Genomic DNA, 24415 nt, shown 5'->3' on the forward strand with positions numbered 1-24415 from the left:
CGGTACTCCTGTTCCATCAGGGAGCCTCCGCACAGGCATACGCCAGCCCCAACAACTCGACTTAAATAAACCCGCTCGTCGCAAGGAAACATCCGACAACCCATCAAGTAACGCATTCACAGCAATTATCTCTCGAAAAAACTTCTAATACATTTACACGCTCATCAAAACGTTTAGTCAGATTATTATCCGCCCCGAATAAAACACACACTTCGTACCGCGGCGCGGACCTGCGTCCGTCCAGCGCTGCACGTGCGCCGGGGCTAAAACGCCAACTTTTCATATTGAATTAAACACCTCATCACTGTTTCCAGAACAGTCGCAACAACTTATAGGCGTCAACCATGCACCAACACTTACTTGAACAAAAAAAACTGCAGTTATGCAGCCATCCGTTATTTACTGAAATAACTACACTTAACAAGTTACAACTTTTCATGGAACACCATGTGTTTGCCGTCTGGGACTTCATGGCACTGACCAAACGCCTGCAGCAGGATCTGACCTGCACGCAATTACCCTGGCTCCCACCGACAGACCCACTCGCCGCACGCCTCATTAATGAAATCGTGCTCGGCGAAGAGTCGGATGAACACCCGACACGAGGCGCTTGCAGCCACTTTGAACTGTATCTGGAAGCCATGGCTGAAGTCGGCGCCAGCACCACCCCTGTTCGGCGCTTCATTGAGCTGCAGCGTCAGGGCGTGCCGGCGAGCGTTGCCTTGCAGTTGGTCAACGTCCTGCCAGGCGTAGCTCGCTTCGTAGATACCACGTTGCAGATCGCACTGAACGCACCCACACACTGCGTGGCTGCGGCCTTCTTGCATGGCCGCGAGAGTGTCATACCGTCGATGTTCGAACGCATTCTGCACGGCAACCCATTGATTGAGCGCCAGGCACCGACCTTATGCCACTACCTCAGCCGTCACATCGCGCTGGACTCCCAGGAACATGGGCCAGGGGCAGAGGCTGTGCTTGACCGCCTGATCGACGCAGACCCGGCGCGTCAAAACCAGGCAGATGACTACGCGCTCGACGCCGTAGAAAGTCGACTCAGCTTGTGGGACGACGTACGGGCCTCGTTGCAAGAGGTGCAATCATGATTGCCGCGCACTACCGCTCCTTTGCCGAAGACTGGGAACGCCGGGCAACTGTCCGAACCCGCCCTCGGCGCTTGCTCGAAAACGATGACAGATTGATCTACCCGCTGTGTCGGCAGCCGCTGGTACTCAATGCGACCTTTCTCGAACACTGCCCGCAGTGGCGCGACTTTGTGCTGGTGCAAAGCTTCTACAAATTCATCAATGATGTGGTGATCTTCGAAACAGAAATCGTCGACAAGACCGCCCGCAGTATCGCCAAGAATCGCTTCTCGTTGCCCTTCCCTCTCGCCTGTCGCGTGGATGCGATGACCATCGTGGTGGATGAGGACTACCACGCGCTGGTTGCACTGGATTTCCTGCAACAGACCGTGGAAATGACCGGCATCCAACCGCTCGATCTGCCCGCGCAAATCGAACTGAGCCGCGCCCTGCCCGCCGCGTGTGCAATGGCAGCGCCACACCTGCGCGATGCCGTGGAGTTGATTGGCGTAGCCATCGCCGAAAACACCGTAACCCATGCCGTAGCGGCGTTTTCCAAGGACGACAGTGTCAAGCCATCCATCCGTGGCCTGATGGCCGATCACTTGTGTGACGAAGGGCGCCATGCACAGTTCTGGACGCAATTGGTGCGTCTCTACTGGCAGGCGGCAACCCCGGGCGATCGCGATAGCATCGCGGAAATCCTGCCGATTTTTTTGACGCATTACCTGACCAATGACCTGCAAAAAGGCTTCGATCTACAGCTGATCGAACACCTGGATGTCAGCGGCGATACCCGACAGGCGCTGCGGGACGAAGTCGCGGCGCTGGACTTTCCCATCACCCGCCAGCATCCGCTGCTCGGCAACATCATGGGGTTCCTGCACCAGAGCGGCGTGCTGAGCACACCCAGCGTGGCCCGTGCCCTGAGCGACTATCTCCCCGACACGCGGAGGCCGGCATGAGACGCTTGAGGATTGGATGGAGCGGCACCAGCGAGGCCCTGGAGGCGGTCAGGCAAACGTTGGAACAATACGGGCATGTCAGCGCAACAGAAGCCGTTGATGTGCTCATTGAGGACGGCAGCCAACCACCGCCCACACGTTCCGACAACGCTCTAGGGTTAAGCCTGCGCCTGGGTATCGGCCCGGTGACCGACTACGGGCTTCCCTCTGTGCAGTTGCGTTGCTATGCCCATGACCAGCGTGTGCTGGCGGTGCAGGACGTTGCCGAGGAGCCCAGCGGCAACGGCCAACGTCTGCGCCGGCAAGCGACGAACACACTGGTCGAATGGATCGCCTTGCTGATCAGCGGCTTCGCAAGGGACACCGCGCTCTTCACGGCCGTAACCACCGCCAATACGTGGCCCGAGCACAGCTTGAAAGGGCTGGACGCACTGGCATTTCTGCATCGATTCAATCGCACTGCGCAGCCGGCGCTGCTGCAGGCCGCCCAAGTACCGATCATCGAACGGCTACAGACCAGTCTTTATGCCTTCGCAGAACGAACGGCGCTGAACATCGCGGGCGACAGGCTCAGCTACCGCCAATTACACCAGCGAGCCCTGTCGATCCAGCAACGCCTGCGCCCGTTATTGGAGGGCATTGAGTCGCCCCCGGTGGTCGGCGTGTGTCTGCAAAAATCTGTCGAGCTGTACGCCAGTATTCTCGCGGTATTGGGGTGCGGTGCGGTTTACCTGCCACTGGCGCCGGAACATCCGTCACCGCGCCATCAAGCCATGCTGCAAAGCACTAAGGCCAGGCTGTTGCTCGATGATGGCCAGCACCCTCTGCGCGACCATTTCATTGCCCTGAATGTCTGTACTGTCGACCCCGTCCTGGCCGACCCCACGCAACCCTTGATGCACCATCACCCCAGCATCGAAGCACCCTGCATCGCGCTTTTCACCTCGGGCACCACTGGCCAACCGAAGGGCGTACTGCTGAGTCAACGCAACCTTGCGCATTTCACCGCCTGGTTCGCTACTCGCCTGGCGCTGGACGAACAGAGCCGTGTGCTGCAATTTTCGCCGCTGAGTTTCGACTCCTCGTTGATTGATATTTTCCCTGCTCTGATAGCCGGTGCCGAGTTGATCGTCCCGAGTGAAGCCCAGCAACGCGATCCTCATCAGTTGGTCGAGCTGATTCGCCGTCAGCCCATCAGCCATGCCTTTCTGCCGCCCGCGCTCCTCAGCATTCTGCCGTTGGAGGAGCCGTTGGGCCTCAGCCATCTGTTGACCGGTGGTGATGCCTGCGAGCCGTCTGTGATCGAACGATTGGCGAGCCAGTGCCAAGTGCACAACCTCTACGGCCCTACCGAGAGCACGGTGCTGGTCACCCACCGGACGTTTCAACCCGGTGACAGCAACCGCAACATCGGCCACCCCATCGCAAACAGCCAAGTGTTGATCCTCGACGACACGCTGCAACCCGTGGATGAACAGGTAATGGGCGATCTGTACATCATCGGCCCCGGCATAAGCCTGGGGTATGTGAACGCGCCGCAGCAGGTCGAAAACCCGTTCGTGGTGGTGACACTGCCTGATGGCCAGACACTGCAGGCTTACCGCAGCGGTGACCTGGCGAAATGGATGCCGGACGGTATCGAGCTGGGTGGCCGGCGGGATGACCAGGTGAAGATCCGTGGCTTTCGAGTCGAGCCCCAGGAGATCGAACAGTGCCTGAGCGCCAGTCGATTATTCCGTCAGGTGGCCGTGGTGATCGATGGTGATCGCAGGATTCTCTGCGTTGTCGCCCAGCCCGAATCGGGCGCCACGGTGGCGGGCCTCAAGCGACATGCACAGCAGTGGCTGCCGGATTACATGCAGCCCGCGGTGTGGACTGAGTTACCCACGATGCCGCGCACCACCCATGGCAAGATCGACCGCGTGGCCTTACTGGCGCTGCCGAAGCACGCCAGGCCCCACTCACACCGCCGACCTGCGCAAACACCTCTGCAAACGCGTCTGGTGACGTTATGGAGCGAGTTGCTGGATATACCCGGCGATGACTTTTCAATTGATGACAGCTTTTTCAATTTGGGCGGTCATTCCATCCTGCTGTCGACCCTGCTGCTGCGACTGCGCGAAGCGTTTGGCCACAGCCTCTCATTGAACCGTTTCTTTGAAGCTCCGACGATTCGTACGCTCACTGCACTGATGGAGGACGGCGCGACAACTGAAGTACCGTCAGGCCAGGTGGAGCAAGATGCTTCGCAGGCGCTGAATATACAAATGCTGCACGAACATCGCATTGGCGATCTGCGCAAGGTGATCGTCACAGGCGCCAACAGTTTTGTCGGCGTGCATCTCGTCGAAGCGTTGTTGGCAGGGGGAGCACTGGAGGTGACATGCCTGGTGCGTGAACAGCCGGGCCAGTGCGCCATGGCGCGGTTTACCCAGGCATTACGCGAGTATCGCCTGGAGCATTTGGACATGAGCCGGATGCAGGTATACGCCGCCGATATCAGCCAGCCTCGTCTGGGCCTGGCCTGCGATGTGTATGAGCGAATCGCTCGCAGCCATGGCGTGTTGGTGCACAACGCAGCGCGGGTCAATCATGTGATGGATTATGCGTCACTGGCCAGGGACAACGTCGAACCGGTACTGGAGTGCCTGCGACTGTGTGAAACCCACTGCAAAAAAGTCTTCAATTTCATCTCGACGCTGTCGGCTTGCAGCAGCATCAACGCCCAAGGGTACATCCTCGAAACACCGGCGGTGGCCACGTTGCCGCTCTACCTCAAGAATGGCTATAACCTGTCCAAATGGGTCGCCGAGCGGCTGTTGGGGCGTGCGGTCGAACAAGGTGCCTGGGTGAACATCTATCGCCCGGGCAACATCGCCTTCAACAGCCGCAGCGGAGTCTGCCAGCCGCAAAACAATCGCCTGATGCTAATGCTCAAAGGCTCATTGCAATTTGGTATGGCGCCACGCCTGAACGTGAACTTCGACCTGATGCCGTTGGATTTTTTTGCCCGTTTTGTCGCGTTCCACTGCGGCCAATCTGCGGTCGGGCAAAACGTATTCAACCTGCATAACCCGCAACCCTTGAGCTGGGATCACTATCTGGATGCTTTCAGCCAGGCGGGCCATCACTTCGAACGGGTGAGCGTTGCACACTGGCAACGAGAGCTACACACGGTGGGTCGCGATAACGCCCTGTTTGGTGTGCTGGGTTTCTATCTGGATGACCTTGCCGAAGACATCAGCGACATCTCGATGATTTGTCACGAGAACGCCCGCCAAGGTGTGGAAGCCATGGGCGAGCGATACCCGCAAAAGGACGCGACGCTGTTGCGCAGGGGCTGCGATCACCTCAGCGCCATCGGCTTTCTCTGACCGTTTCAGGACACCCTTATGAAATTGCTGCAACCCGATACATTGATCCGCAACCCGAATGGCTCCCCCTTGAAGGCGTCTGTCGACGTCGCGTGCGAAGCCGCCCGCCTATGGAGCGTGGTAGGCAACTTTGCGGAATTTGATGCCTTCATTCCCGCCCTTTCGCACGTCGAAATGACCGGCACAGGTGTAGGCGCACTGCGTACGAAATTTTTCCATGACGGGCATTGTGTCGTTGAGCAGCTCAACAGCCGAAACGACGACGCGATGTGCATGACCTGGACCACCCTCTACAACACGTTGGGTGTCGCCCAACTGTGGGCCGCAATGAGTGTGCAAGCGCTTGGCGCGGGATACTCCAGGGCGATCTGGACACTGATTGGCGAACCGGTCGATACACCGCAGGCGGAGTTTGAACAGTTTGTTCAAGCCTTCGCCGACAGCGCCCTGGAGAATGTGCGAAAGATGCTTGGCTGATCAGCAGGAGCGAAAGGCTTCGCCCCTGCATAACGTGGATCAGATTTTGAAGCTGTCGACCAATTGCTTCAGGCGGCTGGCCTGCTGGGACAGCGCATCGCAGTCCTTAAGCGTTTCGTTGAGATTGGCCACGCCTTGCTGGTTCAGCAGATTGATCTGGTTGATATCCACGTTGAGGGTTTCAACCACCGCCGTCTGCTCCTCGGTGGCGGCAGCAACCGATTGGTTCATGCCATCGATCTCGACGATTCGCTGCGTCACGCTGACCAGGCGCTCACCGGCCTGGTTGGCCACTTCAACGCTTTCTTCGCTGGAGGTCTGGCTGGCGTTCATGGTGGTCACCGCTTCACGCGAACCCACTTGCAGCGAAGTGATCATTTTGTGGATCTCTTCCGCAGACTCCTGGGTACGGTGAGCCAGGTTACGCACCTCATCGGCAACCACGGCAAACCCACGCCCGGCTTCCCCGGCACGGGCAGCTTCGATCGCGGCATTGAGCGCTAACAAGTTGGTTTGCTGGGAGATACCTTTGATCACATCGAGAATGTGACCAATGTTGTCGGTGCTGGCGTTGAGGGTTTCGATCTGCGTGCAGGACAGGCTGATCTTTTGCGACAGTTCCGACATTGCCAGGATGGTTTTTTCCACGACCTTGCGCCCGTCGTCTGCTTGTTCACTGGCACCACTGGCGTGCTGCGAAGCATCGGCCGCGTTGCGCGCGATTTCCTGGGTGGCGGCACCCAGCTCGTTGATCGCTGCAGCTACGCTGTTGGTACGTGCGCTTTGTTCGTCCGAGCCGATAATCGACGCATTGGAAGACGCCATGACACGCTGCGACAGGTCGTGTACCTGACGTGTTGCCGAAGAGACTTCGGAAATGGAGGCGTGGATACGCTCGACGAACTGGTTGAAAGCACTGCCGACCTCGCCAAACTCATCCTTACTGGTCACGTCCAAGCGGCGAGTCAAATCGCCTTCACCCTGGGCAATGTCCTGCATGGCAACACCCATGGTGGTCAGCGGGCGCAACAGTACTTGAATCAGCAAGCTCAACAGCACCGCAATCGCCACCACAGCAATCAACATGGCAATCAACGCTGAAGTACGGAATTTACCCAGTGGTGCGTAGGCTTTGTCCTTGTCGATCGAGAGACCGATGTACCAGTCTGCACCCGGCAAACCGCTGATTGGCGTGAACGACAGAATGCGGTCCTGACCGTTTAAGACGACATCCTGACTGACCTTCTCAATACGAAGACTGGTGCCTGGGTAGATGTCCTTGAGGTTTTTCATCACCTGGTCCTGGTCAGGACTGACGATCACCTGACCATCCGCACTGACCAGAAACGCATGGCCGATGCCGCCAAAGTCCACCGAGTTGATGATCTTCACCAGGGTTTGCAAACTCAGGTCACCACCGACCACACCCAGCAGCTCACCGTTCTTTTTGACTGGCAGAGCGATGGTTACGATCTGACCACCCACTGCGGCCATGTAAGGCGGGGTGAGCATGGTTTTATCGGCAGCCACCGCTTGCTTGTACCAAGGTCGCTGACGTGGGTCGTAACCGTCAGGCATCTTCGCGTCAGGGCGCTGGGTGAACACACCATTGGTTTGACCGACATAGGTGAATTGGAAGTTTGAGGTGAATGCAGGCTGGTCGACCAGCCCTGGAAGGTCGGCACCACTCCCCTGATGGGCAACGTTTTGCGCCAGACTTTCGAGCACAAGGATGCGCCCACTGAGCCAGTTCTGCACACTGCTTGCCGTGAGCTCGCCCGATTGCTGGATAGACGACTCGAGATTTTGCTTGATCGTGCTGCGCTGCAGGTAGTCGTTGTAGAGCGTGAATAACGCGAAGGCCAAAACCACGACGCCTGACGCGGCCAGTAGAATTTTATGACTGAACTTGAGATTCATTTCATCGACTTCTTTTGCCAAAGGGGGGTGAGCGTGCCGAGTGGAACATTCCATGTAACGGGATAGGCAGACTCTCAGGCCGCTCTATTTCGGTGCACGCATGGCTCATCAGGCTTTCGGCCAGGACGGAATAAATCTTAGAAATTTGTGAGATCCATCGTCGTTTTGAGTAGGAAAACGACCAGTGGTAGAGCTTCAGCACAGATACCTGTCCCGCTGCTTTCGATGGTTTCAGCGAAAGAGTGCCTATCTGCCAGACGTGGTTGAGATGGATAAATGGGGGTTCGTCGCGTTGTAGCTGCCTGGGACAGCTTGCGACTTGGCAGTGCGATGTCGGGTATAGAGATGGATAGATGCAGAGAACGCTTAGCATCGTTGATGCTTGCCTCTTAATACCGATCAATAGTCAGCAGCAAGAGCAGGTCAATTATCAAACCCTCTAAACGACAAAACCCCTGTCTGCGTTAGCAGACAGGGGTTTCGGAATTTAATCTTGACGATGACCTACTCTCACATGGGGAAACCCCACACTACCATCGGCGATGCATCGTTTCACTGCTGAGTTCGGGATGGGATCAGGTGGTTCCAATGCTCTATGGTCGTCAAGAAATTCTGTGTACCAGTACGTTGCATCAGCAACACACCAGTGAAATTCATGGACTTCTACATAAACAAAACCCCTGTTCGCGTTAGCAAACAGGGGTTCTGGAATTTAATCTTGACGATGACCTACTCTCACATGGGGAAACCCCACACTACCATCGGCGATGCATCGTTTCACTACTGAGTTCGGGATGGGATCAGGTGGTTCCAATGCTCTATGGTCGTCAAGAAATTCGGGTACTGAGTCGTGGCCAGCTGGCCTCGCTTCAGCAAATTGGGTATGTGACAGCTTTCGGTGTTTTGTGAAATTCGAACTTTCGGTTCTATCGTCTTCACACACCGCAATCTGATGCTTCTGCTTGTTTCCAAGTCAGGAGTAGTCAAATTGCTTGGGTGTTATATGGTCAAGCCTCACGGGCAATTAGTATTGGTTAGCTCAACGCCTCACAGCGCTTACACACCCAACCTATCAACGTCGTAGTCTTCGACGGCCCTTCAGGGGACTCAAGGTCCCAGTGAGATCTCATCTTGAGGCTAGTTTCCCGCTTAGATGCTTTCAGCGGTTATCTATTCCGAACATAGCTACCCGGCAATGCCACTGGCGTGACAACCGGAACACCAGAGGTTCGTCCACTCCGGTCCTCTCGTACTAGGAGCAGCCCCTCTCAAATCTCAAACGTCCACGGCAGATAGGGACCGAACTGTCTCACGACGTTCTAAACCCAGCTCGCGTACCACTTTAAATGGCGAACAGCCATACCCTTGGGACCGGCTTCAGCCCCAGGATGTGATGAGCCGACATCGAGGTGCCAAACACCGCCGTCGATATGAACTCTTGGGCGGTATCAGCCTGTTATCCCCGGAGTACCTTTTATCCGTTGAGCGATGGCCCTTCCATACAGAACCACCGGATCACTAAGACCTACTTTCGTACCTGCTCGACGTGTCTGTCTCGCAGTCAAGCGCGCTTTTGCCTTTATACTCTACGACCGATTTCCGACCGGTCTGAGCGCACCTTCGTACTCCTCCGTTACTCTTTAGGAGGAGACCGCCCCAGTCAAACTACCCACCATACACTGTCCTCGATCCGGATAACGGACCTGAGTTAGAACCTCAAAGTTGCCAGGGTGGTATTTCAAGGTTGGCTCCACGCGAACTGGCGTCCACGCTTCAAAGCCTCCCACCTATCCTACACAAGCAAATTCAAAGTCCAGTGCAAAGCTATAGTAAAGGTTCACGGGGTCTTTCCGTCTAGCCGCGGATACACTGCATCTTCACAGCGATTTCAATTTCACTGAGTCTCGGGTGGAGACAGCGCCGCCATCGTTACGCCATTCGTGCAGGTCGGAACTTACCCGACAAGGAATTTCGCTACCTTAGGACCGTTATAGTTACGGCCGCCGTTTACCGGGGCTTCGATCAAGAGCTTCGCGTTAGCTAACCCCATCAATTAACCTTCCGGCACCGGGCAGGCGTCACACCCTATACGTCCACTTTCGTGTTTGCAGAGTGCTGTGTTTTTAATAAACAGTCGCAGCGGCCTGGTATCTTCGACCGGCATGAGCTTACGGAGCAAGTCCTTCACCCTCACCGGCGCACCTTCTCCCGAAGTTACGGTGCCATTTTGCCTAGTTCCTTCACCCGAGTTCTCTCAAGCGCCTTGGTATTCTCTACCCAACCACCTGTGTCGGTTTGGGGTACGGTTCCTGGTTACCTGAAGCTTAGAAGCTTTTCTTGGAAGCATGGCATCAACCACTTCGTTAACTAAAAGTTAACTCGTCATCAGCTCTCGGCCTTAGAATCCCGGATTTACCTAAGATTCCAGCCTACCACCTTAAACTTGGACAACCAACGCCAAGCTGGCCTAGCCTTCTCCGTCCCTCCATCGCAATAACCAGAAGTACAGGAATATTAACCTGTTTTCCATCGACTACGCTTTTCAGCCTCGCCTTAGGGACCGACTAACCCTGCGTCGATTAACGTTGCGCAGGAAACCTTGGTCTTTCGGCGTGGGTGTTTTTCACACCCATTGTCGTTACTCATGTCAGCATTCGCACTTCTGATACCTCCAGCAAGCTTCTCAACTCACCTTCACAGGCTTACAGAACGCTCCTCTACCGCATCACTTACGTGATACCCGTAGCTTCGGTGTATGGTTTGAGCCCCGTTACATCTTCCGCGCAGGCCGACTCGACTAGTGAGCTATTACGCTTTCTTTAAAGGGTGGCTGCTTCTAAGCCAACCTCCTAGCTGTCTAAGCCTTCCCACATCGTTTCCCACTTAACCATAACTTTGGGACCTTAGCTGACGGTCTGGGTTGTTTCCCTTTTCACGACGGACGTTAGCACCCGCCGTGTGTCTCCCATGCTCGGCACTTGTAGGTATTCGGAGTTTGCATCGGTTTGGTAAGTCGGGATGACCCCCTAGCCGAAACAGTGCTCTACCCCCTACAGTGATACATGAGGCGCTACCTAAATAGCTTTCGAGGAGAACCAGCTATCTCCGAGCTTGATTAGCCTTTCACTCCGATCCACAGGTCATCCGCTAACTTTTCAACGGTAGTCGGTTCGGTCCTCCAGTTAGTGTTACCCAACCTTCAACCTGCCCATGGATAGATCGCCCGGTTTCGGGTCTATTCCCAGCGACTAGACGCCCTATTAAGACTCGCTTTCGCTACGCCTCCCCTATTCGGTTAAGCTCGCCACTGAAAATAAGTCGCTGACCCATTATACAAAAGGTACGCAGTCACAGAACAAAGTCTGCTCCCACTGCTTGTACGCATACGGTTTCAGGATCTATTTCACTCCCCTCTCCGGGGTTCTTTTCGCCTTTCCCTCACGGTACTAGTTCACTATCGGTCAGTCAGTAGTATTTAGCCTTGGAGGATGGTCCCCCCATATTCAGACAAAGTTTCTCGTGCTCCGTCCTACTCGATTTCATGACTAAGAGATTTTCGCGTACAGGGCTATCACCCACTATGGCCGCACTTTCCAGAGCGTTCCGCTAATCTCAAAGCCACTTAAGGGCTAGTCCCCGTTCGCTCGCCACTACTAAGGGAATCTCGGTTGATTTCTTTTCCTCAGGGTACTTAGATGTTTCAGTTCCCCTGGTTCGCCTCTTACGCCTATGTATTCAGCGTAAGATAACCATCTTATGATGGCTGGGTTCCCCCATTCAGACATCTCCGGATCAAAGTCTGTTTGCCGACTCCCCGAAGCTTTTCGCAGGCTACCACGTCTTTCATCGCCTCTGACTGCCAAGGCATCCACCGTATGCGCTTCTTCACTTGACCATATAACCCCAAGCAATCTGGTTATACTGTGAAGACAACATTCGCCGAAAATTCGATAATACTCAATTACGAGTAACTCACAAATTTTACCTTAGCCTGATCCGTTACCAGTGAAAGTAACGTTCAGTCTATCTTTCTATCACATACCCAAATTTTTAAAGAACGATCTAATCAAAGACTAGAAATCAACATTCACCATCATCACAATGGAATGCTCATTTCTAAGCTTTCGAAACTTCAGAAGCAGTAGTGGTGGAGCCAAACGGGATCGAACCGTTGACCTCCTGCGTGCAAGGCAGGCGCTCTCCCAGCTGAGCTATGGCCCCGTATTTCTACAGGCGTTTCCCACACAAAATTGGTGGGTCTGGGCAGATTCGAACTGCCGACCTCACCCTTATCAGGGGTGCGCTCTAACCAACTGAGCTACAGACCCAATTTCGGGCTGCTTCTTATCGTCTTCTTCAATGAATCAAGCAATTCGTGTGGGAACTTATGGAGCAGCTGATGTCGTCGATTAAGGAGGTGATCCAGCCGCAGGTTCCCCTACGGCTACCTTGTTACGACTTCACCCCAGTCATGAATCACACCGTGGTAACCGTCCTCCCGAAGGTTAGACTAGCTACTTCTGGTGCAACCCACTCCCATGGTGTGACGGGCGGTGTGTACAAGGCCCGGGAACGTATTCACCGCGACATTCTGATTCGCGATTACTAGCGATTCCGACTTCACGCAGTCGAGTTGCAGACTGCGATCCGGACTACGATCGGTTTTGTGGGATTAGCTCCACCTCGCGGCTTGGCAACCCTCTGTACCGACCATTGTAGCACGTGTGTAGCCCAGGCCGTAAGGGCCATGATGACTTGACGTCATCCCCACCTTCCTCCGGTTTGTCACCGGCAGTCTCCTTAGAGTGCCCACCATTACGTGCTGGTAACTAAGGACAAGGGTTGCGCTCGTTACGGGACTTAACCCAACATCTCACGACACGAGCTGACGACAGCCATGCAGCACCTGTCTCAATGTTCCCGAAGGCACCAATCTATCTCTAGAAAGTTCATTGGATGTCAAGGCCTGGTAAGGTTCTTCGCGTTGCTTCGAATTAAACCACATGCTCCACCGCTTGTGCGGGCCCCCGTCAATTCATTTGAGTTTTAACCTTGCGGCCGTACTCCCCAGGCGGTCAACTTAATGCGTTAGCTGCGCCACTAAGAGCTCAAGGCTCCCAACGGCTAGTTGACATCGTTTACGGCGTGGACTACCAGGGTATCTAATCCTGTTTGCTCCCCACGCTTTCGCACCTCAGTGTCAGTATTAGTCCAGGTGGTCGCCTTCGCCACTGGTGTTCCTTCCTATATCTACGCATTTCACCGCTACACAGGAAATTCCACCACCCTCTACCATACTCTAGTCAGTCAGTTTTGAATGCAGTTCCCAGGTTGAGCCCGGGGATTTCACATCCAACTTAACAAACCACCTACGCGCGCTTTACGCCCAGTAATTCCGATTAACGCTTGCACCCTCTGTATTACCGCGGCTGCTGGCACAGAGTTAGCCGGTGCTTATTCTGTCGGTAACGTCAAAACACTAACGTATTAGGTTAATGCCCTTCCTCCCAACTTAAAGTGCTTTACAATCCGAAGACCTTCTTCACACACGCGGCATGGCTGGATCAGGCTTTCGCCCATTGTCCAATATTCCCCACTGCTGCCTCCCGTAGGAGTCTGGACCGTGTCTCAGTTCCAGTGTGACTGATCATCCTCTCAGACCAGTTACGGATCGTCGCCTTGGTGAGCCATTACCTCACCAACTAGCTAATCCGACCTAGGCTCATCTGATAGCGCAAGGCCCGAAGGTCCCCTGCTTTCTCCCGTAGGACGTATGCGGTATTAGCGTCCGTTTCCGAACGTTATCCCCCACTACCAGGCAGATTCCTAGGCTTTACTCACCCGTCCGCCGCTCTCAAGAGAAGCAAGCTTCTCTCTACCGCTCGACTTGCATGTGTTAGGCCTGCCGCCAGCGTTCAATCTGAGCCATGATCAAACTCTTCAGTTCAAACATCTTTGGGTTTTTAAGAAACCCTAAACTTGGCTCAGCAATCGTTGGTTACATCTTTGATTTCTCGCGGAGTAACTTGTGATGCTGATAATCTTGTTGACTATCAGTCTGACTCCACAAGCACCCACACGAATTGCTTGATTCAGTTGTTAAAGAGCGGTTGGTTAAGATCTTTCGTCTCAACCGAGGCGCGCATTCTACAGCAGCCTCATTTGCTGTCAAGTGATTATTTTCAGAAGTTTTCAAGGAATTCCTCAACAACTTCAACCACTTGCGCTTCCGATCTCTCGTTAGCGGGAGGCGAATTCTACAGCGTTACACGCTGCTGTCAACACCTCTTTTTCTCCGCTTTCGACCGAGAGGATCGAAACGTTAATAGAGCCAAACAACACTGCTCTACCAACTCCTTCTGGGCTTCGATGACCTGAAGCAACTCACTGTCGAATCTCGCATAACTCTTTGTTTACCAAGGAGTTTTCCGTTTCGACTGCGCCGGAAGTGGGGCGAATTATAGACGTCCAGAATCTGCCGTCAACGCTTAATTTTGTCTTTCTATCAATTAGTTAGAATTGATTAAAAAACAATCGACATAGCGTTGTTCACACGCTCTATATAGAAGAAGCGACTCAGATAACGCCTGCCTCCTTTAAGGCAGCCACATTCGCCGCCCCCAGCCCAAGCACGCCCTGCAATACCTGAACCGTATGCTCTCCTAATAAAGGAGGCGCACTCCGATACTCGACCGGTGTCTTGGACAACCGTATCGGACTGGCCACCTGCGGCACCATCCCTGCCAGCGAATGAGGCAACGTCATCGCCAACCCACGCGCCTTGACCTGCGGATCGGCAAACACCTGCGCCAGATCATTGATCGGCCCACACGGCACGCCGACTTGCTCCAACTGCGACACCCACTGCGCCGTGGTCTTGAAGACGGTAGCCTGGCGAATCAACGGAATCAGTTCGGCGCGATTGGCCACCCGCATCTTATTAGAAGCAAACCGCGGGTCATCGGCCCACTGCGGCTGCCCAGCCACCTCAGCGAACTTGCGAAACTGGCCGTCATTACCCACCGTCAGGATGAAATCACCATCAGCCGTAGGAAAATCCTGATAAGGCACTATATTCGGGTGAGCATTGCCCAAGCGTTTTGGTGACACACCCGTCGTCAGGTAATTCATCGCTTGGTTAGCCAGGCAAGCCACCTGCACATCCAGCAAGGCCATATCGATATGCTGCCCACCACCGTCGTGGTCCCGGTGAGCCAATGCCGCCAGGATCGCCACAGTCGAATAAAGCCCCGTCAGGATGTCCGTCAGTGCAACCCCCACCTTCACCGGCCCAGCCCCATCATCGCCCTCTGGCCGCCCCGTCAGACTCATGAGCCCTCCCAGCCCCTGAATCATAAAGTCGTAGCCCGCTCGCGTCGCATAAGGGCCCGTCTGGCCGAAGCCCGTGATAGAGCAGTAGATCAACTCCGGATTGATCTCTTTGAGCGACTCATAGTCCAGCCCATATGCCGCCAGACCACCTACCTTGAAGTTCTCGATCAGAATGTCGGACTTGGCAGCCAGATCACGCACCAGCTTCTGCCCCTCCGGACGCGTGAAGTCGATAGTCACCGATTCCTTGTTACGGTTAGCCGACAGGTAATACGCCGCCTCACTGGTGTTCTCGCCATAAGCGTCCTTCAGGAAAGGCGGCCCCCATGCACGCGTGTCATCGCCATTACCCGGCCGCTCGACCTTGATCACCTCAGCCCCAAGGTCCGCAAGTATCTGCCCGGACCAAGGGCCCGCCAGCACTCGCGATAAATCCAGTACCCGCAGATGTGAAAGCGCGCCCATGCCGTGCTCCTATTAATAGAACGCCTGAAGACCAGTTTGCGCGCGCCCCAGAATCAAGGCGTGCACGTCATGAGTGCCCTCATAGGTGTTAACCACCTCCAGGTTGACCAGGTGTCGCGCCACCCCGAACTCGTCGGAAATACCGTTGCCACCCAACATGTCCCGCGCCATACGCGCGATATCCAGAGACTTGCCGCACGAGTTGCGCTTCATGATCGATGTAATCTCGACAGCCGCCGTGCCTTCATCCTTCATACGCCCCAGACGCAGGCAGCCTTGCAAGGCCAGAGTGATCTCGGTCTGCATGTCGGCCAACTTCTTCTGGATCAACTGGGTGGCCGCCAGCGGGCGACCAAACTGATGACGGTCAAGGGTGTATTGGCGAGCGGTATGCCAGCAGAACTCGGCGGCACCCAGTGCCCCCCAGGAGATGCCATAGCGCGCCGAGTTGAGGCAGGTGAATGGCCCCTTCAAGCCACGGACATCCGGGAAGATGTTCTCTTCCGGCACAAACACGTTATCCATGACAATTTCACCGGTAATCGACGCCCGCAGGCCGACCTTGCCGTGAATCGCCGGAGCGCTCAGCCCCTTCCAGCCCTTCTCCAGGACAAAACCACGAATGTCGCCGGCATCGTCCTTGCCCCACACCACAAACACATCCGCGATCGGGCTGTTGGTGATCCACATCTTGGCACCAGTCAGGCTATAGCCGCCGTCCACCTTACGGGCACGGGTAATCATCGCGCCAGGATCGGAACCGTGGTTGGGCTCCGTCAGACCAAAACAGCCAATCCATTCACCAGAGGCCAGCTTCGGCAAGTACTTCTGCTTTTGCGCCTCGGTGCCGAACTCATTGATAGGCACCATGACCAGCGAGGATTGCACGCTCATCATCGAGCGATAGCCGGAGTCGACACGCTCCACCTCACGGGCAATCAACCCATAACTGACGTAGTTCAAGCCGCTGCCACCGTACTGCTCGGGAATCATCGCGCCCAACAGGCCGGTTTCACCCATTTCGCGAAAGATCGCAGGGTCGGTCTTTTCATGCCGGAAGGCTTCGAGCACACGCGGCGCCAGCTTGTCCTGGGCAAATTGCTCAGCACTGTCGCGCACCATGCGCTCTTCTTCGGTGAGCTGCTGATCCAGCAGCAGTGGATCAATCCAGTTGAAGCTTGCCTTACCAGCCATGAATAAGCCCTCGCGCAATAAATCAGAAGTCGTGGATGCAGCCTAGGCCGGGCACGCGCAGAGGGCAAACGAGGTTTGTGCATAGGGTTGTGCTAATTTCTCACTCCGAAACGACTGAGAATGGCGCAGACGCGCTTTTTAAGTGAGCACTAAGTACATGCGCAGAAAAATTCCCAGCACCACGGCCCTTGTCAGTTTTGAAGCGGCGGCCCGCCACGAGAGCTTTACCAAGGCGGCGCACGAGCTTTCCATCACCCAGGGCGCCATCTGTCGACAGATAGCCAGCCTTGAGGAGTTTTTGAGTGTCGAGCTGTTTCGGCGCTCACGACGCGGAGTGAAGCTGACGGAAGCGGGGCTGTCCTATAGCCGTCGAGTCGCCATGCAATTGGACGCCGTTGAACGTGACACCCTGTCGGTAATGGGACAGCAAGGCACCAACGTCATCGAACTGGCCGTGGTTCCAACCTTTGGCACCCAATGGCTGATCCCCCGCCTCAAGGACTTTCAACATCGGCACCCGGAAGTGACGGTCAACCTCACCAACCGCACGCGCCCCTTTCTATTTGCCGATACCGAATTCGATGCCGCGATCTACTTTGGCGATGCCGACTGGTCCGGTACCGAGTCCCATCGGCTGATGGGAGAAAACCCCGTCCCCGTGTGCAGCCCAGGATTACTGGGCACCCGAACCCACTTCAGCCCCCAGGAAATCGCAGAACTGCCGCTGCTGCAGCAGACCACCAGGCCTTACGCCTGGCGCCAATGGTTTAACGCGCAACAACTGAACATACCCCGCGACATGACAGGCCCTCGTTACGAGCTATTCTCGATGTTGTCTCAAGCCGCCATGCATGACATGGGGATCGCGCTGATTCCACCCTTCCTCATCCAGCGCGAACTCAAGGAGAACCAACTGGTGATAGCAAGCCCCGAGGCACTGCACAGCGCCAAGGCTTACTACCTGATGATTCCTGAAAGAAAAGTCGAATCTGCATCACTGCACGCTTTCAGGGACTGGCTAATTGACCAGTCACACCGCTACAGCCCAGGTATTTAAAGGAGAAAGCGCATTTGTTGACCTTGTAGTCAATTAAATTTAAAACCTACAGATGTACGTATATGTCGCTTTTAGACAGACTGTACTTATCAGCCATAAAAAGGCTAAGAGCCATGATCAACATGGCTTTCAGGGCCTAGCGCCGGCCAATGCCCAACCATTCACACCGGCGATTGAAAAAGCATCAATAAACCTCTGCAACCCTTTAAACACCTGTATTTAAAGAGGTTATTTGCGTGCATTGCGACAATCAGTCACAGGGTGACTTGTAGTTAATTTTTCGTCACCCGTCATAATCCCTTGAAGGCCGTAAAGTTCGCCTGCAAAATGCCGCGCCCCGCTGTCATTTCAGCGGGATCGTGCTGATCGGCCGCCCCAGATGCGCCACTCACGGTGCACTGGCCTTTTTACAAAAAGATCAAAAGCAAAAAGATCATGCAGGAGATTTGACGTGCACATTGGTGTTCCTCTCGAAACCCAGACCGGTGAAACGCGGGTGGCTGCCACCCCGGAAACCATCAAGAAGCTGATCGGCCAGGGCCATAAGGTCACTGTTCAAAGCGGAGCAGGCCTCAACGCCAGCATCGTCGACAGTGCCTATGAAACGGCAGGCGCAACCATTGGCAGTGCCAACGATGCGTTTGGCGCCGAGCTGATTCTCAAAGTGGTTGCCCCCAGCGCCAGTGAACTGGCGCTGATCAAAAGCGGCACTGTGTTGGTGGGCATGCTCAATCCGTTCAGCAACGAAACCATTGCCAAGTTGGCCGAGCGTGGCGTCACGGCCTTCGCGCTTGAAGCCGCCCCCCGTACATCGCGAGCCCAGAGCCTCGACGTGCTGTCGTCCCAAGCCAACATCGCCGGTTATAAAGCGGTCCTGCTGGCAGCCCACCACTACCCGCGTTTCATGCCGATGCTGATGACCGCCGCAGGCACCGTCAAAGCAGCGCGCGTGCTGATTCTCGGCGCGGGTGTCGCCGGACTGCAAGCCATCGCCACGGCGAAGCGTCTGGGTGCGGTGATCGAAGCATCTGACGTGCGCCCTGCGGTAAAAGAGCAAATCGAATCGCTTGGCGCCAAGTTCGTCGACGTCCCTTATGAAACCGACGAAGAGCGCGAATGCGCCGTCGGTGTCGGCGGATATGCTCGCCCAATGCCGTCCAGCTGGATGCAGCGCCAGGCCCTGGCCGTACACGAACGCGCCAAGCAAGCCGACATCGTCATCACCACTGCATTGATCCCAGGTCGCAAGGCACCCACCCTGCTCAGTGCCGAGACCGTCGCGCAAATGAAGCCGGGCTCGGTGGTCATCGACCTCGCCGCAGCCCAAGGCGGTAACTGCCCGCTAACGGTGGCCGATCAGGTCGTCGTGGAAAACGGCGTGACCATCTGCGGCCCGACCAACCTGGCGGGTGCCGTAGCCGCCGATGCTTCTGCGCTATACGCGCGCAACCTGCTGGACTTCCTGAAGCTGGTCTTCACCAAGGAAGGGCAGTTTGAAATCAACCTCGAAGACGACATCGTCGCCGCGTGCCTGATGTGCCGCGACGGCCAAGTCATCCGCAAAAACGCCTAAGCAGGGATTCAGACGATGGAAGAGCTTATCTCCCCCGGTATCTACAACCTGATCATCTTTGTGCTGGCGATTTATGTCGGCTACCACGTGGTATGGAACGTGACCCCCGCGCTTCACACGCCGCTGATGGCGGTGACCAATGCGATCTCCGCAATTGTCATCGTCGGCGCCATGCTCGCCGCCGCGCTCACCGTAACGCCACTGGGCAAGACCATGGGCACCCTCGCCGTGGCGCTCGCGGCGGTTAACGTGTTTGGCGGTTTCCTGGTCACTCGCAGGATGCTTGAGATGTTCAAGAAGAAAGCCCCGAAAGCAAAAGAAGAGGCGCCATCGTCATGAGCATGAATCTCGTCACGACGCTCTACTTGATCGCGTCGATCTGCTTTATCCAGGCCCTTAAAGGCCTGTCACACCCCACCACATCGCGACGCGGCAACCTGTTTGGCATGCTCGGCATGGCGCTGGCGGTACTCACCACCGTCGGCCTCATCTATAAACTGGGCGCTGAACTCGCCACCGCTGGTATTGGCTACGTCATCGTCGGCCTGCTGGTCGGCGGCACCGCCGGTTCGATCATGGCCAAGCGCGTAGAAATGACCAAGATGCCAGAACTGGTCGCGTTCATGCACAGCATGATCGGCCTGGCAGCGGTGTTCATCGCCATCGCCGCCGTGGTCGAGCCACAATCCCTGGGCATCGTGAAACATTTGGGCGACTCGATTCCGGCCGGTAACCGCCTGGAGTTGTTCCTCGGCGCAGCCATCGGCGCCATCACCTTCTCGGGTTCGGTGATCGCGTTCGGCAAACTGTCGGGCAAGTACAAGTTCCGTCTGTTCCAGGGCGCACCGGTACAGTTCGGCGGCCAGCACAAGCTGAACCTGGTACTTGGCCTGGCCACGCTCGGTCTCGGCCTGGCGTTCATGTTCACCGGCAACCTCAGTGCCTTCGCATTGATGCTGGCCCTGGCGTTCGTGCTCGGCGTGCTGATCATCATCCCGATCGGCGGCGCCGACATGCCGGTTGTCGTCTCGATGCTTAACAGCTACTCCGGTTGGGCAGCAGCAGGCATCGGTTTCTCGCTGAACAACTCGATGCTGATCATCGCCGGCTCGCTGGTAGGCTCCAGCGGCGCGATCCTGTCGTACATCATGTGCAAGGCGATGAACCGCTCCTTCTTTAATGTACTGCTCGGTGGTTTCGGCAACACGGTGGATGCCGGCGCAGCGGCAGGTTCGAAAGAAGCGCGCCCGGTAAAATCCGGCTCCGCGGACGACGCCACCTTCCTGCTGACCAACGCCGACACCGTGATCATCGTTCCAGGCTATGGCCTGGCGGTCGCCCGCGCGCAGCATGCGCTCAAAGAGCTGACCGAAAAGCTGACTCATCGCGGCGTCACCGTGAAGTATGCGATCCACCCGGTAGCGGGCCGTATGCCTGGGCACATGAACGTACTGCTGGCCGAGGCCGAAGTGCCTTACGACCAGGTATTCGAGATGGAAGACATCAACTCCGAGTTCGGCCAAGCCGACGTGGTGCTGGTGCTGGGTGCGAACGACGTGGTCAACCCGGCCGCCAAGAACGATCCAAACTCACCGATCGCCGGTATGCCGATCCTGGAAGCGTTCAAGGCCAAGACCATCATCGTCAACAAACGCTCGATGGCCAGCGGCTATGCCGGCCTGGACAACGAGTTGTTCTACCTGGACAAAACCATGATGGTCTTCGGTGATGCCAAGAAGGTCATCGAAGACATGGTCAAAGCTGTCGAATAACACTGCGCCAGCGCAATACCCGAAACCCTGGCCTCCAGTAGGCTGGGGTTTTTTATTATCGGATGAAACCCGACCAAAGGCTCTAAATCGCTGCCCGGCATTCGACCATGGTAGCGGGCCGAATTTTTTTGAAATCACTACACTGCCCACCTTGCTTCCGTAGCCTGAGATAACAATTCATGTACCGTGATCGTATCCGCTTGCCTTCGCTGTTGAACAAGGTCATGAGCGCGGCAGACGCCGCCGCACTGATCGAGGACGGCATGACCGTCGGCATGAGCGGCTTCACCCGCGCCGGTGAAGCCAAGGCCGTTCCCCACGCCCTGGCCGAACGCGCCAAGACATCCCCGCTGAAAATCACCCTGATGACGGGCGCCAGCCTGGGCAATGACCTGGACAAGCAACTGACCGAAGCCGGTGTGCTGTCCCGACGCATGCCCTTTCAGGTCGACAGCACCCTGCGCAAAGCGATCAACGCAGGCGAGGTGATGTTTATCGACCAACATCTGTCGGAAACCGTCGAGCAACTGCGCAACAACCAGCTCAAGCTGCCGGACATCGCCGTCATCGAAGCCGTCGCGATCACCGAACAAGGGCATATCGTGCCCACCACCTCCGTGGGCAACTCAGCCAGCTTCGCGATTTTCGCCAAGCAGGTGATTGTTGAGATCAACCTTGCGCACAATCCGAACCTGGAAGGGCTGCACGACATCTATATCCCGACCTATCGGCCGACACGCACGCCAATTCCGCTGGTTAAGGTCGACGACCGCATCGGCAGCACCGCGATCCCGATCCCGCCCGAGAAGATTGTGGCCATCGTCATCACCAACAAGGCAGACTCCGCCTCTACAGTGACGCCGCCGGACGCTGACACCCAAGGTATCGCCAACCATCTGATCAACTTCCTCAAGCAGGAAGTGGACGCCGGGCGCATGACCAACAAGCTCGGCCCGCTGCAGGCCGGCATCGGCAATATCGCCAACGCGGTGATGTGCGGCTTGATCGAATCGCCGTTCGAAGACCTGACCATGTACTCGGAAGTGTTGCAGGACTCAACGTTCGACCTGATCGATGCGGGCAAGCTGAGCTTCGCCTCGGGCAGCTCGATCACCTTGTCGGAGCGACGCAACGCCGATGTGTTCGGCAACCTGGAACACTACAAGGACAAGTTGGTACTGCGCCCACAGGAAATCTCCAATCACCCCGAAGTGGTTCGGCGCCTGGGCATTATCGGCATCAACACCGCGCTGGAATTCGACATCTACGGCAACGTCAACTCCACCCACGTCTGCGGCACACGGATGATGAACGGCATTGGCGGCTCCGGAGACTTCGCACGCAACGCGCACCTGGCGATCTTCGTCACCAAGTCGATAGCCAAAGGCGGTGCGATTTCCAGCGTGGTGCCGATGGTCAGCCACGTGGACCACACCGAACATGACGTCGACATATTGGTGACCGAGATCGGCCTTGCCGACCTGCGCGGCCTGGCACCGCGTGAGCGGGCCCGGGTGATCATCGACAACTGCGTGCACCCGGCATACCGCGATGCGCTGAACACTTACTTCAATGCCGCCTGCGCGATCGGCGGGCATACACCGCATATCCTGCGTGAAGCACTGAGTTGGCACATTAACCTGGAAGAAACCGGGCATATGCTCAAGGCTTGATTGATACAGATCCAGCCTGATGCCATCACCGTTTCACCCGCTCGGGAATCTCAGCAGTACTTTTTACAAAAACTGTACTGCTGTACCGGTCATTTCCTACTGAATTCTCCTACGCCCCTCGCCTAAAATGCCTATTTCGCACTGTTTCAGTGCGGACAGGTACAGTTGCCACATTTATGTACCGTACAGCCGCTATAAACAGTTAACTGGCCCCTCACAATACAGGTGAACTGTATCTAGAGAGTCTTGCGTCGGAGGAGGATCATTGGCATCAGTTAAACCACTACCTAATCCCGCCACAAGCGGAAGGATGTCATCATGGAACGTACACTCAGTTCCGATCTGTTCTTCGAAGAAAAAGCTGTAAACACCCAGGCTTCCCTGCCTTTGCGCGTTCTCGCCAACCTGATGTTGTGGCAGCGCCGCATCTCCAGCCGCCACCAACTGGCTCGTCTGGATTCGCGTCTGCTGGCTGACGCCGGTATCAGCGAAGCTCAACGCTACGAAGAGCTGAGCAAGCCGTTCTGGCGCTAATTGGCGCCCGCTGGCCCTGACCCACCGGGTCCACCGCCAGCACTCTGATTTGTCAAAGCAAAGCCCGCCCCGGGTAACTGGAGGCGGGCTTTGCTGTTTCTGGCGTTCAACTTTTTCTAACGTTAAACAGATGCACTTCATGAGTACCAGTACAGTTTAAAAATAACTACAGTTAAGCGGTACAATTTAACTTCGGTGTATCTGTATCGGTGAACTCGCGCCAGCCAACATGGTGTCCCAAGACCTCATGAAAGGCTCCAGCCATGAAGACAGACACGTCATCTTATAAGCCGTTGATAGTGCGTATGGCCCGTGCGCTAGGCAGATGGGGGCGAAAGGCCCACGAGCGGCGCCAACTGGCACAACTTGACCCTCGCGAGCTGTCCGACGCTGGAATCAGTTGGGGAGACCGAACCGCCGAGCTGTCCAAGCCGTTCTGGCGTGACTGAACAGTGAAGAAGCTTCCCGAACGGATAAGCGGCAGCTTAAGATTCCATCACCACGTGGCGAACCTTGTAGAACGGGCGTCTGATCCTCGACAGCAACACTGTCCGTTTCACAGTGGCCGCTTTGCGCCGCTTTATTTGATCATCTACAGGAGTCATTCCATGTCCCGTCTTCGCCTGCTGAGTGCTGCCGCCCTGTTGGCCGTAGCTGCCAACGCCCACGCGAGCAGCCTTATCGTGACCACTGATTCGATCGTCGGCGCACTGAAAGCGACGTCCGATGCCAGCTCCGATGCCACCTCTTCCCTGCGCGACAACAAGGTCGTGCAAGCGGCCCGCGACGACGCCGCCAGCTTTGTCGCCAGTGAAGGCGCCATTCGTGGTGTGAAGCTGGAAAGCGCCCTGGCCCAGATCCGCCAGCAGGCTCCGCAGTTGAACACCGCAACGGACGCGCAGTTGGCACAGGCCATCCTGGCCATCTGACGCCAAGTCGACCCACGAGAGCGCCAGCTACCAGCAAATGTGTCAGCGCTGGCCCTCGCCCGGGCGTT

15 protein-coding genes, 2 tRNA genes and 4 rRNA genes are annotated in these 24415 nt (G+C 56.1%); 12 read left to right on the forward strand and 9 right to left on the reverse strand.

The genetic code is table 11. The features are described from left to right. Nucleotides 1-344: 344 nt before the first annotated feature. From JFT85_RS15250 to JFT85_RS15265, 4 genes are read left to right on the forward strand one after another with little or no spacing between them, the layout of a single operon-like run. A complete protein-coding gene (locus JFT85_RS15250; RefSeq protein ID WP_073637967.1) occupies nt 345-1103 on the forward strand; it encodes a DUF3050 domain-containing protein in 759 nt (252 codons plus the stop codon). After that, complete coding sequence (locus JFT85_RS15255) at nt 1100-2047, forward strand: diiron oxygenase (RefSeq protein WP_073637968.1); 948 nt, start codon at nt 1100-1102, stop codon at nt 2045-2047. Before JFT85_RS15250 ends, JFT85_RS15255 begins: the two co-directional genes overlap by 4 nt. After that, on the forward strand, nt 2044-5421 hold the full coding sequence (locus tag JFT85_RS15260; protein ID WP_201230079.1) for an amino acid adenylation domain-containing protein: 3378 nt from the start codon (nt 2044-2046) through the stop codon (nt 5419-5421). The genes JFT85_RS15255 and JFT85_RS15260 overlap by 4 nt, the downstream gene beginning before the upstream one ends. An 18-nt stretch (nt 5422-5439) precedes the next feature. Continuing rightward, complete coding sequence (locus JFT85_RS15265) at nt 5440-5898, forward strand: SRPBCC family protein (RefSeq protein WP_201230081.1); 459 nt, start codon at nt 5440-5442, stop codon at nt 5896-5898. Nucleotides 5899-5937: 39 nt separating this feature from the next. On the opposite strand, the gene JFT85_RS15270 is transcribed toward JFT85_RS15265, so the two are convergent. From JFT85_RS15270 to JFT85_RS15310, 9 genes are all read right to left on the reverse strand, one after another. Then, nucleotides 5938-7818, reverse strand: coding sequence for a methyl-accepting chemotaxis protein (locus JFT85_RS15270; protein ID WP_053253707.1), 1881 nt, complete (start codon nt 7816-7818; stop codon nt 5938-5940). Between the two features lie 491 nt (nt 7819-8309). Beyond that, nucleotides 8310-8425, reverse strand: a 5S ribosomal RNA gene (gene rrf / locus JFT85_RS15275). Between the two features lie 109 nt (nt 8426-8534). Continuing rightward, nucleotides 8535-8650 (reverse strand): 5S ribosomal RNA (gene rrf / locus JFT85_RS15280). A 171-nt stretch (nt 8651-8821) separates the two neighbouring features. Further along, nucleotides 8822-11713, reverse strand: a 23S ribosomal RNA gene (locus tag JFT85_RS15285). Nucleotides 11714-11963: 250 nt separating this feature from the next. Continuing rightward, nucleotides 11964-12039 (reverse strand) — tRNA-Ala (locus JFT85_RS15290). A gap of 30 nt (nt 12040-12069) precedes the next feature. Further along, nucleotides 12070-12146: transfer RNA gene (locus tag JFT85_RS15295), tRNA-Ile, on the reverse strand. A gap of 82 nt (nt 12147-12228) precedes the next feature. Next, a 16S ribosomal RNA gene (locus tag JFT85_RS15300) occupies nt 12229-13765 on the reverse strand. Together the 16S, 23S and 5S rRNA genes with 2 tRNA genes alongside form the textbook arrangement of a ribosomal RNA operon. Before the next feature lie 629 nt (nt 13766-14394). Beyond that, nucleotides 14395-15615: a CaiB/BaiF CoA transferase family protein gene (locus JFT85_RS15305; protein WP_053253704.1), complete on the reverse strand. Its 1221-nt coding sequence runs from the start codon at nt 15613-15615 to the stop codon at nt 14395-14397. 12 nt (nt 15616-15627) lie between these two features. Further along, nucleotides 15628-16809: an acyl-CoA dehydrogenase gene (locus JFT85_RS15310; protein WP_053253703.1), complete on the reverse strand. Its 1182-nt coding sequence runs from the start codon at nt 16807-16809 to the stop codon at nt 15628-15630. A 157-nt stretch (nt 16810-16966) separates the two neighbouring features. On the opposite strand from JFT85_RS15310, the gene JFT85_RS15315 reads away from it, so the two are divergent. The 8 genes from JFT85_RS15315 (at nt 16967) to JFT85_RS15350 (ending at nt 24347) form a co-directional block, all read left to right on the forward strand. Continuing rightward, nucleotides 16967-17866, forward strand: a complete 900-nt coding sequence (locus JFT85_RS15315) for a LysR family transcriptional regulator (protein WP_169876353.1) — start codon at nt 16967-16969, stop codon at nt 17864-17866. 451 nt (nt 17867-18317) lie between these two features. Then, nucleotides 18318-19439 (forward strand): Re/Si-specific NAD(P)(+) transhydrogenase subunit alpha, encoded by a 1122-nt coding sequence (locus JFT85_RS15320; RefSeq protein ID WP_078827563.1) that lies wholly within the window; start codon nt 18318-18320, stop codon nt 19437-19439. 15 nt (nt 19440-19454) lie between these two features. Continuing rightward, the gene (locus JFT85_RS15325) at nt 19455-19778 is read left to right on the forward strand and encodes an NAD(P) transhydrogenase subunit alpha (RefSeq protein ID WP_008439664.1); all 324 of its coding nucleotides are present in this window, start codon (nt 19455-19457) and stop codon (nt 19776-19778) included. After that, entirely contained in the window at nt 19775-21211 is a 1437-nt protein-coding gene (locus tag JFT85_RS15330) for an NAD(P)(+) transhydrogenase (Re/Si-specific) subunit beta (RefSeq protein WP_053253700.1), read from the forward strand. The genes JFT85_RS15325 and JFT85_RS15330 overlap by 4 nt, the downstream gene beginning before the upstream one ends. Nucleotides 21212-21390: 179 nt before the next feature. Next, nucleotides 21391-22884, forward strand: a complete 1494-nt coding sequence (locus JFT85_RS15335) for an acetyl-CoA hydrolase/transferase family protein (RefSeq protein WP_053253699.1) — start codon at nt 21391-21393, stop codon at nt 22882-22884. 318 nt (nt 22885-23202) lie between these two features. Further along, nucleotides 23203-23418, forward strand: coding sequence for a DUF1127 domain-containing protein (locus tag JFT85_RS15340; protein WP_003214752.1), 216 nt, complete (start codon nt 23203-23205; stop codon nt 23416-23418). 305 nt (nt 23419-23723) lie between these two features. After that, nucleotides 23724-23867 carry a DUF1127 domain-containing protein gene (locus tag JFT85_RS15345; RefSeq protein WP_232005436.1) on the forward strand — a complete coding sequence of 48 codons (144 nt, stop codon included), beginning with the start codon at nt 23724-23726 and terminating at the stop codon, nt 23865-23867. Nucleotides 23868-24026: 159 nt separating this feature from the next. Then, the gene (locus JFT85_RS15350; protein WP_053253698.1) at nt 24027-24347 is read left to right on the forward strand and encodes a DUF2388 domain-containing protein; all 321 of its coding nucleotides are present in this window, start codon (nt 24027-24029) and stop codon (nt 24345-24347) included. Nucleotides 24348-24415: the final 68 nt, after the last annotated feature.

Source organism: Pseudomonas sp. TH04 (assembly GCF_016651355.1).
Classification (GTDB): Bacteria; Pseudomonadota; Gammaproteobacteria; order Pseudomonadales; family Pseudomonadaceae; genus Aquipseudomonas; species Aquipseudomonas fluorescens.

What these genes read in the sequence shown, in the direction of transcription:
- JFT85_RS15250 (WP_073637967.1), top strand. Translation starts at nt 345, where the DNA reads ATGCACCAACACTTACTTGAACAAAAAAAACTGCAGTTATGCAGCCAT.
- JFT85_RS15255 (WP_073637968.1), top strand. Translation starts at nt 1,100, where the DNA reads ATGATTGCCGCGCACTACCGCTCCTTTGCCGAAGACTGGGAACGCCGG.
- JFT85_RS15260 (WP_201230079.1), top strand. Translation starts at nt 2,044, where the DNA reads ATGAGACGCTTGAGGATTGGATGGAGCGGCACCAGCGAGGCCCTGGAG.
- JFT85_RS15265 (WP_201230081.1), top strand. Translation starts at nt 5,440, where the DNA reads ATGAAATTGCTGCAACCCGATACATTGATCCGCAACCCGAATGGCTCC.
- JFT85_RS15270 (WP_053253707.1), bottom strand. Translation starts at nt 7,818, where the DNA reads ATGAATCTCAAGTTCAGTCATAAAATTCTACTGGCCGCGTCAGGCGTC.
- JFT85_RS15305 (WP_053253704.1), bottom strand. Translation starts at nt 15,615, where the DNA reads ATGGGCGCGCTTTCACATCTGCGGGTACTGGATTTATCGCGAGTGCTG.
- JFT85_RS15310 (WP_053253703.1), bottom strand. Translation starts at nt 16,809, where the DNA reads ATGGCTGGTAAGGCAAGCTTCAACTGGATTGATCCACTGCTGCTGGAT.
- JFT85_RS15315 (WP_169876353.1), top strand. Translation starts at nt 16,967, where the DNA reads ATGCGCAGAAAAATTCCCAGCACCACGGCCCTTGTCAGTTTTGAAGCG.
- JFT85_RS15325 (WP_008439664.1), top strand. Translation starts at nt 19,455, where the DNA reads ATGGAAGAGCTTATCTCCCCCGGTATCTACAACCTGATCATCTTTGTG.
- JFT85_RS15330 (WP_053253700.1), top strand. Translation starts at nt 19,775, where the DNA reads ATGAGCATGAATCTCGTCACGACGCTCTACTTGATCGCGTCGATCTGC.
- JFT85_RS15335 (WP_053253699.1), top strand. Translation starts at nt 21,391, where the DNA reads ATGTACCGTGATCGTATCCGCTTGCCTTCGCTGTTGAACAAGGTCATG.
- JFT85_RS15340 (WP_003214752.1), top strand. Translation starts at nt 23,203, where the DNA reads ATGGAACGTACACTCAGTTCCGATCTGTTCTTCGAAGAAAAAGCTGTA.
- JFT85_RS15345 (WP_232005436.1), top strand. Translation starts at nt 23,724, where the DNA reads ATGGCCCGTGCGCTAGGCAGATGGGGGCGAAAGGCCCACGAGCGGCGC.
- JFT85_RS15350 (WP_053253698.1), top strand. Translation starts at nt 24,027, where the DNA reads ATGTCCCGTCTTCGCCTGCTGAGTGCTGCCGCCCTGTTGGCCGTAGCT.